Origin of the sequence: Pseudoalteromonas sp. SG44-5 (assembly GCF_014164175.1) — a bacterium.
In the GTDB taxonomy this organism is placed as follows: Bacteria; Pseudomonadota; Gammaproteobacteria; order Enterobacterales; family Alteromonadaceae; genus Pseudoalteromonas; species Pseudoalteromonas nigrifaciens.
Map to the genome: position 1 here is coordinate 1 of NZ_JACJES010000010.1, position 11,706 is coordinate 11,706.

Below are 11,706 nucleotides of genomic sequence, written 5' to 3' on the forward strand. Positions count from 1 at the left end.
ACTCAGTAGTGAAACGAAACAGCGCCGATGATAGTGTAGCATTTGCTATGTGAAAGTAGGACATTGCCAGGCTCCAAATTGTAGAAAGCCCGACTAGAAATAGTCGGGCTTTTTTACGTCTGCAGGAAAGTGAAGTTCGTACAATTAATGCACACTCACATCCCCTAACACGTAAGTCGGGCGAGCGTAGCGACACCCGACACTCAAATCATAAAAACATCACCACTAGCCAATGAATGTGGTGCATTTGCACTGTGACTCTCCACCGCTGTGGGCACTTACGACATTCTACTGCGTTGTCGCTACGAAGTAGCGCGCCGACTCCAAATCGAGATAGCCCGATTGAAAATAATCGGTTTTTTTACGTCTGCAGAAAAGTAAAATTCAAGTCATTAATAAGTAAAACTCAAAGATAAAAAAATACTATGCTGATAAACTCAAAGTACATTTATTTTAGACTTGTATGAGCATGACAGCATTTTCTAGCCGAGTTTATTTACTGCGACATGGTGAGCTTACGACTAAAGATGTTTTAGCGGGGCATACCGATTTTATATTGAGTAAAAAAGGGTTTGAGCAGTTAAATATCGCCTGTGGCAGGTTAGCAAATATTGATTTAGTTACCTCATCGTCTTTAAAGCGCTGTAGTGAGTTTGCTCGGCAATTTTGTGATTTTAATAAAATACCACTGAATATAACCGACGATATTAAAGAGTTTAACTTTGGTGATTGGGATGGCCAAAGCTATGATGAACTGTGGCAGCATACTAAAACACCGACAATTGGTGACTTTTGGCAAAGCCCTTGGCTCGTGACGCCACCTAACGGTGAAAGCATGGCTCATTTTTATCAGCGCATAACAACGTGGTGGCAGCAATTATTAGTTAATACTATTTGCCAAGGTGCTCGCTCACAACTTGTAATTACGCATGCAGGAGTAATAAAGCAATTACTCGCTATTATTTGTCAGGTGCCAAAACAGTTAAATTATCAAAATATATTTACTGTGGGTTATGGCAAGGTTATTTGTATCGATATATTTTTTGATGAAAATGGCCAAGCTTGGCCTAAAATTATTTTTTAAAAACGCCTGATCCTCTTTTATCACAACGATATCAGTTGTGGGATTTAGCAGTTATCTTTTTACTTTTTTGAAAACGTGAGTTGCTACACAATGTTTAAAATAGCCCCTTTGAATAATCAATTTGACCACCTTATTCACAATAAAATAAATAATAAAACCAAACCCTTAGGGGCACTAGGTCAGCTTGAACTGATTGCATTACAGTTAGTAAAAATACTATCTCAAACGATAAAGAGTGACGTTGAATTTACTGCATTTAAAGCTGAGATTTGTAACCCTACTTTAGTTGTTTTTGCTGGAGATCATGGGATTGCAGCGCAAGGAGTATCAATTGCACCGAGTGAAGTAACTGCACAAATGGTCGCTAACTTTGTCGCTGGCGGCGCTGCTATAAATATATTTTGTCAGCAACTTGGCTGGCAACTTGAGGTTGTTGATTGCGGTATATTAGAAAAAAGCCCTGCTAGCAAGGTACATGATTGCCGACTTGGTAATATAACCGCCCCGCTTAACTTACACATGGCCATGAGCACTGCGCAAGTAGAGCAAGGGTTTAGTAATGCTAAGTCACTGGTTTTACAGCTTAAACAACAAGGCTGTAATACATTGGCTATGGGGGAGATGGGAATTGGCAATACCACGAGTGCCGCAGCTATTATGGCAGCAATATTAAATTTACCTGTGACGCAATGTGTGGGTAGAGGCACTGGCGTGAGTGACGAATTAATTGCGCGTAAAATCAATGTTGTTGAGCAAGCATTACAACTGCATAAAGCCCACTTGGCTGATCCAATAGCGCTGCTTGCTGCAGTGGGTGGCTTTGAAATTGTGCATATTACCGGTGCAATGCTAGCGGCGGCAGAGCAAGGTATGGCCGTTATTGTTGATGGCTTTATTTGTAGTGCTGCGGCTATGGTTGCGATTAAAATTAACCCTATAGTAAAAGAGTATTTAATTTTTGCTCATTGTTCTAATGAACAAGGCCATCAACAAATGTTAAGCAAGCTTGAAGTTAAACCCTTGCTACAATTAGATTTACGCTTAGGTGAAGGCACTGGCGCAGCATTGAGCTTACCTTTGCTACAAGCCGCTCTTGGCTTTTATAACCACATGGCAAGCTTTGCGGATGCCGGTGTTGAGCAGGTTGTATAATATGAGTGACAGTTCACTTTTAGATACCCCAAATAATAAATTACAAACCAAGGTCACGCAGTGGCAGTTAGTATTATTGGCGATTAGCTTTTTAACCCGCATTCCGGTTGCTTTGCGTTTTAATGTTACTAATACTCACCTTAATCAAGCCAGTCGCTATTTTGCATTAGTAGGTTTGTTACTTGGTGGGTTGTTGGCACTTAGTTACTGTGTTTTTCAGCTGTTGTTACCGCCGTCTTTAAGTGTGTTATTAATGATGGCTTTTGGCTTGCTATTAACTGGCGCGTTTCATGAAGATGGCTGGGCTGATGTGTGGGATGGCTTTGGCGGCGGTTGGCAGGTAGAGCAAAAATTAACTATCATGAAAGATAGCCGTTTGGGTACTTATGGAGCTGCGGCATTATTTATAATATTACTGATTAAGTTTCAGAGTCTAGTATTACTTAGTACTTCGCTCACAGCCATTATAACTGCGATATTGCTGGGTCAGTGTTTAAGTCGGGTAATAGCAACCAGTTTAATTGTTAGCATGGATTACGTGAGTGAGGATGCCACCTCAAAAGTTAAGCCTATAGCTATGTATTTGTCGTTTAACAGTTTAGCTATTTTAACGCTCACTGCAGTAATTTTATTACTGAGTTTAATTTTCTTACATATTATTGTATGGCAAACAGCGGTGATTATTATTGCCGTGTTGCTCATTTTACGCAGTGTATTAGTACGCTGGTTTAAGCACCAGCTAGGTGGTTATACTGGAGATTGTTTAGGCGCGGCGCAGCAGTTATCTGAGGTGATTATTTACTTAACCTTAGTGGGCTTATTATGAGCAACAACCATGCACTTATTTTAGGCGGTGCTCGCAGTGGTAAAAGTTGTTTTGCAGAACAGTTAGCGATTAAGAGTAATAAATCGGTGATTTATCTGGCCACTGCAGAGCCTAATGACGATGAAATGCAAGTACGTATTACGCGCCATCAAAAAGACCGCCCAGCAAACTGGCAATTAGTTGAAGAGCCCATAGCGCTTGCCAAACTACTTAAAGCCCATAGTAAAGCTGACAACTGTATATTGGTAGATTGTTTAACGCTATGGCTTACAAACTGTTTATGCCATAGCGACAAGCATTGCTGGCAAACGCAAAAAGCTGAGTTATTAGCTCAACTTAAAAGCTTACCAGGGCAAGTTATTTTTGTAAGTAACGAAGTGGGGCACGGTATAGTTCCGCTTGGCGAATTAAGCCGTACATTTGTAGACGAATCTGGCTGGTTACATCAAACATTAGCTGCGCAGGTTTCCCAAGTTGAGTTTATTATGGCGGGTTTAGCGCTTACATTAAAAAATAAACAATAAACCCCTCCTTTAGAAACACACTGCTTAGTTATATATTGTACAACCTGCAGAGTAGGCTTTGTAGGTTGTTTTTAACGAATTACTGCTTCAAATATCTTTAACTTTAACCGCAGGATTTCCAACCACCACGGTGTTGGCTGCCACATTTTTTGTTACTATCGAGCCCGCTCCAATAACGGCGTTATCGCCAATAGTTATTCCAGCTAAAATGATTACGCCTGCACCAACCCATACATTATTACCTATACTAATTGGCTGGCTAAAGTTTTCTTTACTTAATCTTTGCTGCGGATCTAGCGCGTGAGATACAGCTAGCAATTGTACATTAGGGCCTATTAAACAGTCGTTACCAATACTAATGGCCGACTCAGGTAGCGGAGAATCTAAAATGGTGCAGTTAATATTTATAAAGGTACGATCACCAATAATAAGTGTACTACCATAATCGCAGTGAAACCCTGCTTCAATAATTACCTCTTCACCGCAATCAAAAAATAAGCTTTTAATACGCTTTAAATTGCCCTTACTGGGGCTTTTATTAAATAAACGGCAGATATCGCCGGCGAGCTTACGCTGAGTTAAATATTCTTTACTGATACTATTAAATAATTGCATATACTTTACTTTATTCGGCTATTACCCCTAGCTTACCGTATTTTAAGTTTTATTATAATTTGATTAAATTGCTTTATTTTTGCTCGTTCACTTGCCATTTAACTAGTTTCGTTTAAAATTGCGCATCTTTCGAAACGAAACTTAATTGCATATCACTTATGACCAAACGAAACACCCAGCAACGACGTCACAATATATTGGCTCAGGTTAATGAGCTTGGTGAAGTGGTCGTGGAAAAATTAGCTGAGCAGTTTCAAACCTCAGAAGTGACCATTCGAAAAGATTTAACTGCGCTTGAAAAAAGTGGCCTGTTACTGCGCCGTTATGGTGGAGCTATTGCATTACCAAAAGAGATAGTAAGCGATGAGATTGATTCTAAGCGTAAAGTGGCTATAGCCAAGGCTGCAGCCGCACTGATCAAAGATCATAACCGCATTATTATTGATAGCGGGCGCACTACAGCAGCAATGATCCCAGAGCTTGCAAGTAAACAAGGCCTAGTTGTAATGACGAATGCTATTAAAGTTGCTAATCGCTTGCTAGCGCTCGAAAACGAGCCAACATTATTGATGACCGGCGGGACATGGGATCCGCATTCAGAATCGTTTCAGGGGCAAGTTGCAGAAAGCGTACTATGCTCTTACGACTTTGATCAGCTATTTATTGGTGCCGATGGCATAGACGTAAAGCGCGGTACTACTACCTTTAACGAACTAGTTGGCTTAAGCCAAGTAATGGCAAAAGCAGCACGTGAAGTTATAGTGATGGTTGAATCAGATAAAATTGGCCGAAAAATCCCAAATTTAGAATTACCGTGGCAAATAGTAACCACCTTAATAACCGACAATGGCTTAGCAGATGATAAACGCAAAGCAATTGAGGAATGTGGTGTAAAACTAATTTGTGCAGAGATTATGGAATAGCCCGTTAACTTGAATTCAGGTTATAAGCGGGCAAATATTTAAAAAATTAATGGAGACACTATGTGTGGAATAGTTGGGGCAGTTGCAGAACGTCCAGTAAATAAAATTTTAGTTGAAGGCCTTAAACGCCTTGAGTACCGTGGTTACGATTCAGCAGGCGTAGCACTGCTTGATGGCAACACCCTTAAAACTGTAAAAGCAGTTGGTAAAGTAGTAAACCTAGAATCAGCACTTGAGCAATCAGGTGTTAGCGGCCATACAGGTATTGCACACACTCGCTGGGCTACTCACGGTAGTGTAACTGAAGCCAATGCACATCCACATGTTTCAAGCGGCCAGCTAGCACTAGTACACAATGGTATTATTGAAAATCACGTAAGCTTGCGCGCCGCACTTAAAGGCGACGGTTACGAATTTTTATCAGACACCGACACTGAAGTAATGGTGCATTTAATTCATCAGCTTCGTCAGCAACACAAAACCTTACTCGCATCAGTACAAGCAGCCGTTAAGCAATTTGAAGGTGCATTTGGTACAGTTGTATTTGATAAAGACAACAGCAACGAAATTATTGTAGCGCGCTCAGGCAGCCCACTTGTTATAGGTTTAGGCCTAGGCGAAAACTTTATTGCCTCTGATCAATTGGCACTACTACCGGTTACTCGCAGCTTTATATTTTTAGAAGAAGGCGACGTAGCACGTATTACACGTGACACAGTAGAAATTTTTGATGCCGATGGCAACGCTGTAGAGCGTGAAGTGGTTGAATCAAACATCACTCAAGATGCATCAGGCAAAGGCGATTACCGCCATTACATGCTAAAAGAAATTTACGAGCAGCCACTTGCTGTACGTAATACCCTTGAAGGGCGTTTAAACAACGACCGCGTAGCAATTGACGCTTTTGGCGACAGTGCACAACAAATATTTAAAGATGTAAAACACGTACAAATTATTGCCTGTGGTACGTCTTACCATTCGGGTATGGTTGCACGTTACTGGCTTGAGCAATTTGCAGGCGTAAGCTGTAATGTAGAAATTGCCTCAGAATTTCGCTACCGCCAGTCGTTTGTACACGAAAAAAGCCTACTAGTAACTATTTCACAATCAGGCGAAACAGCCGATACACTTGCTGCACTGCGTTTAGCAAAGCAACAAGGTTACATGGCGTCAATGACCATTTGTAACGTACCTGGCTCATCACTTGTACGCGAATCAGACCTTGCCTTTATGACCAAAGCCGGCGCCGAAATTGGCGTAGCATCTACTAAAGCGTTTACTACGCAATTAGTTGGTTTGTTAATGCTTACTGCGTCTATAGCGCAAGAAAAAGGCCTTGATCAAAGCGCAATTGTTAATGCAATTAAAGTACTACCTGCAAAATTAGAAGAAACTTTACAGCTTGCAGATAGCATTGCCGAGTTAGCAGAAGAGTTTGCCGACAAGCAACATTCACTATTTTTAGGTCGTGGTTCGCAATACCCAATTGCAATGGAAGGCGCGCTTAAGCTTAAAGAAATTTCGTACATTCACGCAGAAGCCTACGCTGCAGGCGAGCTTAAACATGGTCCACTAGCACTAATTGACGCCGACATGCCGATTATTGTTGTAGCACCTAATAACGAACTGCTAGAAAAACTTAAATCAAACGTAGAAGAAGTACGTGCTCGTGGTGGTATTATTTACGTATTCGCAGATAAAGATTCTCACTTTGAATCTGACAACACCATGCGTGTTATCAACGTAAATCACACTGACGATATTATTGCGCCAATTGTTTACACCTTACCATTACAGCTACTGTCGTACTACGTAGCGGTAATTAAAGGCACAGACGTTGACCAACCACGTAACTTAGCTAAATCTGTTACTGTTGAATAACAAGAAGTTAGTGTTATAAGATAAAAAAGACGCGAAAGCGTCTTTTTTTTGCCAGTAACTAAATGCGATTTAAATCACTAACCCCTACTTAATAAGCGTTAAATACGCTAAAATTGCAGGCTAATTTTTAGCAATGAGCCCACACCTTTATGACCTCAGCCACAAGCCCTAGCACTTTTAACGAACTTGGCCTTATTCCAGAGCTATTAGCTCGTTTAACCGACTTGGAATATACCCAACCTACTCCAATTCAAGCTAAGGCTATACCTAGTGTGCTTGCAGGCAGTGACTTAATTGCTGGGGCAAATACAGGCTCAGGTAAAACAGCAACGTTTGCGCTGCCAATACTACAAAAAATGTTCCTTGAACAAGGTAGTAAAAGCGCAGCCAGCAAAGGTAACTTTGTAACGGGGCTTATTTTAGTACCTACTCGTGAGCTTGCTACTCAAGTAGCCGATAGCGTTAAATCGTATTCTGCTAACTTTAATGGCGCAATTAAAACGATTGCTGTGTTTGGTGGTGTATCGGTTAATACACAAATGCAGGCACTTCGTGGTGGCGCTGATATTATAGTGGCAACACCAGGGCGCTTACTCGATTTAATCTCAAGCAATGCTATTAAGCTCGATAAACTAAATACACTCGTGCTTGATGAAGCCGACCGTATGCTAAGCCTTGGCTTTACCGAAGAGCTTGCTGAGTTATTAGCGTTAATGCCTGCTAAAAAACAAACTATGTTATTTTCAGCAACTTTCCCAGAGCAAGTTAAGCTATTAACACAAGATTTATTAAACGACCCTGTTGAAATACAAGTTCAAAGCAAAGACGAAAGCACTTTAGTACAGCGTGTATTTAGCGTTAATAAAGGCGAGAAAACCACTGTTTTAGCGCATTTAATTAAAACCCATAAATGGCGCCAAGCACTGATTTTTGTTAATGCTAAAAAAGATTGTGAACACTTAGCGCAAAAGCTTGAAAAGCGCGGTGTTAATGCACAAGTTTTTCATGGCGATAAAGGTCAAAGTGAACGTACCCGCGTAATAGAAAAGTTTAAAGCAGGCGAAATTGAAGTGCTAATAGCAACTGATATTGCAGCACGTGGTTTAGATATTGAAAAGCTGCCAGTGGTTATTAACTTTAATCTACCACGCAGCCCTGCTGATTATATGCACCGTATTGGCCGCAGCGGCCGTGCAGGTGAAGTGGGTTTAGCGCTTTCATTAGTTGATTATGAAGATTTACATCACTTTAAAATAATTGAGAAGAAAAACAAACTACGTCTTGAGCGCGAGCAAGTGGCAGGCTTTGCAGTGAACCAAGCGAATGTTGATGCCGCACAGGCGCTTAAAAACGAAAAGCCAATGGCAAAACCCGAAGGCACGGGCAAGAAAAAGAACAAAAAAGCAGATCTTGAAGACGATGTTTGGGCTGGTTGGCGAGGTAAATCTAAGTAACCGGAGTTCAAGTTAAGTAATTAGAGTAAACATTGATCTAAAAAGCCGACGTTACGTCGGCTTCTTTGTGCTGCATCAGTATTTTATTTATAAAATACGTCTACAGTACCTTTTACTTTTATAAGTAATGGTTGGCCACGACGATCTAGCGCTTTAGGTGCGGCAACTTTGATCCAGCTTTCGCTGATGCAGTATTCTTCAACGTCAAAACGCTCTTTGCCGTTCAGAGTTACACCAATTTCATGTTCGAATACTTCTTCTACATAAAACTTGCTGCGTGGATTAATCGAAAGTTGGTCTGGTAACTCTGGTTTATTTGTATCAGTCATAATTGTGATCTGCATTGAATAGATAGTGCGCTATTGTAGGCAATACAGGTGTTATGCTCAAGCACGACAACAATAAATGCTAATAAAGTTAGCTATTAAATTTCACAGTTAAGCGCGGCGGTTTAAATTAATAACTAACAGTGCAGCTTGTCTGCAATTAATGAAACGTTAAACTAGCCAGTGAAAAGCTCATTTTACGTTGGCGTAAGTCAATACTTTTTAAGGTCACATTCACACGCTCACCAATAGTAAATTTTTGTTTGCTGTTGCTCCACTGTTGTTTGGCAGCATTAAATACAAACTCACCTTGGCTGAAGCTACTCACCGCTACTAAACCCTCAACGCCTGTGCAGTCTAGCTCAACAAAAAAGCCAGCGCTTGATACACCACTAATAGTGGCGGTAAATGTATCGCCAAGGTATTTTTCCATATAGCTACATTTTAAGGCGCTTTCTACTTCACGGCTAATATCGTTGGCTTTGCGCGATTGTGCTGAGCAATGCAAGCTTAATGTTTCTATACTTTCAAGGTTATAAGGGTATGCCTTTTTAGCTAACTTGCTAACGTTAGACGCTTTATTAGCAAACACATTTAAGAAGCTTATCGCCCGCTGTAAACCATTTTGCTGCTTAGCCTGAATTTTGGCGCGAATTGCACGATGGGTTACTAAATCTGCATAGCGACGAATTGGCGAGGTAAAGTGAGCGTAAGCATCGTATGCTAGGCCAAAGTGACCTTGGTTATTAGCCGAGTATTCGGCTTGCGATTGTGAGCGCAGTAATAAAGTACGGATCACGCTGGCATCGCTGCGCTGACTAATGTTATTTAGTAGTTTATTGTAATCGGCTGGCGTTGGCTTATCACCGCCGCCAAGCTGCAGTCTTTTTTCGGCCAGTAGCGCCCGTAGCGTTTGTAGCTTTTTCTGTTGTGGCCCTGCATGTACTCTAAATAATCCGGGGATTTGGTGTTTATCTAAAAACTGTGCGGTACACACGTTAGCGCACAGCATAAATTCTTCAATCATGCGGTGTGCGTCATTGCGCTCTATTGGCTCAATACTGGTAATTTTTTGATTTTTATTCAGATTAAGCTTGAGCTCTTGCGTATCAAAGTCAATAGCGCCGCGAAGTTTGCGCGCTGCGCTTAAATCTAAATAAAGATAATGCAAATTTTTAATCAGTGGCGACACATCAGCATTCAATTCGGCTAATTGTTTAGCTGAGCTAGAACTAGGTTTAGCGATGACAGCATGTGCTTGTGTGTAGGTTAGCCTTGCATGTGAGTGGATCAGCCCCTCTGTAAAATTAGCTTGAGTCACTTGACCATCTTGGCTAATGGTCATATCACACACTAATACTAGGCGATCTTCATGTGGGTTTAACGAGCACAGGCCATTTGATAATGCTTCTGGCAGCATAGGAACAACTTGTCCCGGGCAATAAATAGAGGTGGCACGTTGCTGCGCTTCTATATCTAACACATCATTGGGTTTTACATAATGCGACACATCGGCAATAGCGACCAGTAAACGCCAGTTTCCTTGCTCTGTTCTTTCGCAGTATACGGCGTCGTCAAAATCTTTTGCGTCTTCGCCATCAATAGTAACAAACGGAAACAAGCGGTAATCTACACGCGCTAATTTATCTTGCTCGGTTACTTCATTACCAAGTGAGCTTGCTTGTGCTAGTAAATCCTTGCTCCAGCTATCTGCAACACCATGACGACGCAGCGCAAGCTTTGTTTCCATACCTGCAGAGTGAGGCAGACCAAGTACTTCGGTTATTTGCACTTGAGTTGCATGGCGAAAAGTAGGGTACTGGGTAATTTTAGTGTTTACATACTGGCCCACACTGGTGTTTGCTAATTGGCACTGCGCTACTTGCACTTTTTGTGGGCATTTTGTGTTATTGGCTACTAGCACGTAGTCTGTGCCTTGGCGCTTTAATATACCGGCTAAATGGGTGGTTTTATGCTCAATAATTTTTATTAATTTATTGTTTGAGCGTTTATGACTAGCGGCTTCTTGTAGTATTTGTACTATATCGCCTTCAAATACGTGAGCTAACTGGTTCTTAGCGATAAATAAATCTTTTTCGCTGGCGCTATAATTAACGAAACCAAAGCCATCTGCATGTAGGGTAATTACACCACTCACAAGTAAGGCTTGATCAATAACTTGGTAACCTTTGTGTTGGCTAAACATAAGTTGGCCATCGCGTTCCATGGCGCGTAAACGCCTTCTGAGGGCTTCTTTTTGCTCAGCATTTTTTAGCTCTAAGGCATGCGCGATTTGTTCACGGTTAAGGTTTTTTTTCACTTTGCCAAAAAGGCTTAAAATAAATTCACGACCCGGGATCGGGTTGTCATAAATTGGTGATGATAATGGTGCGGTTGGGTTCAAATTCATAAAACTCTCTTAAATTCGCCCAGCGCTTTTACTGTGTATCTACAAACTAGGAATATAAAAGACTTAAGATTGATAAAGATAAGGTGGAATAAAGCATAAGGCGAGACTGACTCGAACAGTGAGTCGAAAATAAATTAAGCTGCATAGTACATACTCAATTTTAAATGTTTAGTAATACCAATTACTTAATGTAAGTGGTAAAAAATTAGCTCACAGACAAATTAATTATATGTGAGCTGTTAATACACTAAAGCGTATTATTTAACAGTGTTTATATACAAACAATGTTTTCGGCTTGTGGGCCTTTTTGACCTTGAGTAACAGTAAACTGTACACGTTGGCCTTCAGCTAAAGTTTTGAAACCGTCGCTAACAATAGCACTAAAGTGTGCAAACACGTCTGCGCCAGATTCTTGCTCGATAAAGCCAAAACCTTTTGCTTCGTTAAACCATTTTACTGAACCAGTAGTTGTATTAGACATAATATGTATCCTAAAAAATTAATATAAGTG

The 11,706-nt window shown here is 40.9% G+C and carries 11 protein-coding genes; 7 read left to right on the top strand and 4 right to left on the bottom strand.

The window, feature by feature from the left end; genetic code table 11:
* Positions 1 to 463 precede the first annotated feature (463 nt).
* The 4 genes from H5079_RS11500 to cobU all read left to right on the top strand — a co-directional run bounded on the left by H5079_RS11500 (position 464) and on the right by cobU (position 3,586).
* A complete protein-coding gene (locus H5079_RS11500) occupies positions 464 to 1,084 on the top strand; it encodes a histidine phosphatase family protein (RefSeq protein ID WP_231613526.1) in 621 nt (206 codons plus the stop codon).
* A 90-nt stretch (positions 1,085 to 1,174) separates the two neighbouring features.
* On the top strand, positions 1,175 to 2,236 hold the full coding sequence (gene cobT / locus H5079_RS11505) for a nicotinate-nucleotide--dimethylbenzimidazole phosphoribosyltransferase (protein ID WP_182678604.1): 1,062 nt from the start codon (positions 1,175 to 1,177) through the stop codon (positions 2,234 to 2,236).
* Position 2,237: 1 nt separating this feature from the next.
* Positions 2,238 to 3,062: an adenosylcobinamide-GDP ribazoletransferase gene (locus tag H5079_RS11510; RefSeq protein ID WP_182684132.1), complete on the top strand. Its 825-nt coding sequence runs from the start codon at positions 2,238 to 2,240 to the stop codon at positions 3,060 to 3,062.
* Positions 3,059 to 3,586 carry a bifunctional adenosylcobinamide kinase/adenosylcobinamide-phosphate guanylyltransferase gene (cobU, locus tag H5079_RS11515; protein ID WP_182684133.1) on the top strand — a complete coding sequence of 176 codons (528 nt, stop codon included), beginning with the start codon at positions 3,059 to 3,061 and terminating at the stop codon, positions 3,584 to 3,586. Before H5079_RS11510 ends, cobU begins: the two co-directional genes overlap by 4 nt.
* A gap of 87 nt (positions 3,587 to 3,673) precedes the next feature.
* Here cobU and H5079_RS11520 read toward each other — a convergent pair whose 3' ends face one another.
* On the bottom strand, positions 3,674 to 4,201 hold the full coding sequence (locus H5079_RS11520) for a sugar O-acetyltransferase (protein ID WP_011329619.1): 528 nt from the start codon (positions 4,199 to 4,201) through the stop codon (positions 3,674 to 3,676).
* Positions 4,202 to 4,359: 158 nt separating this feature from the next.
* On the opposite strand from H5079_RS11520, the gene H5079_RS11525 reads away from it, so the two are divergent.
* The 3 genes from H5079_RS11525 (at position 4,360) to H5079_RS11535 (ending at position 8,459) form a co-directional block, all read left to right on the top strand.
* Complete coding sequence (locus tag H5079_RS11525) at positions 4,360 to 5,124, top strand: DeoR/GlpR family DNA-binding transcription regulator (protein WP_041454627.1); 765 nt, start codon at positions 4,360 to 4,362, stop codon at positions 5,122 to 5,124.
* A gap of 60 nt (positions 5,125 to 5,184) precedes the next feature.
* Positions 5,185 to 7,005: a glutamine--fructose-6-phosphate transaminase (isomerizing) gene (gene glmS, locus H5079_RS11530; protein WP_011329617.1), complete on the top strand. Its 1,821-nt coding sequence runs from the start codon at positions 5,185 to 5,187 to the stop codon at positions 7,003 to 7,005.
* 149 nt (positions 7,006 to 7,154) lie between these two features.
* Entirely contained in the window at positions 7,155 to 8,459 is a 1,305-nt protein-coding gene (locus H5079_RS11535) for a DEAD/DEAH box helicase (RefSeq protein WP_182684134.1), read from the top strand.
* An 83-nt stretch (positions 8,460 to 8,542) separates the two neighbouring features.
* On the opposite strand, the gene H5079_RS11540 is transcribed toward H5079_RS11535, so the two are convergent.
* The 3 genes from H5079_RS11540 to H5079_RS11550 form a co-directional block, all read right to left on the bottom strand.
* On the bottom strand, positions 8,543 to 8,788 hold the full coding sequence (locus H5079_RS11540; protein WP_172459242.1) for a DUF3297 family protein: 246 nt from the start codon (positions 8,786 to 8,788) through the stop codon (positions 8,543 to 8,545).
* A gap of 157 nt (positions 8,789 to 8,945) precedes the next feature.
* The gene (rnr, locus tag H5079_RS11545) at positions 8,946 to 11,195 is read right to left on the bottom strand and encodes a ribonuclease R (RefSeq protein ID WP_182684135.1); all 2,250 of its coding nucleotides are present in this window, start codon (positions 11,193 to 11,195) and stop codon (positions 8,946 to 8,948) included.
* Positions 11,196 to 11,466: 271 nt separating this feature from the next.
* A complete protein-coding gene (locus H5079_RS11550; protein ID WP_011329604.1) occupies positions 11,467 to 11,676 on the bottom strand; it encodes a cold-shock protein in 210 nt (69 codons plus the stop codon).
* Positions 11,677 to 11,706: the final 30 nt, after the last annotated feature.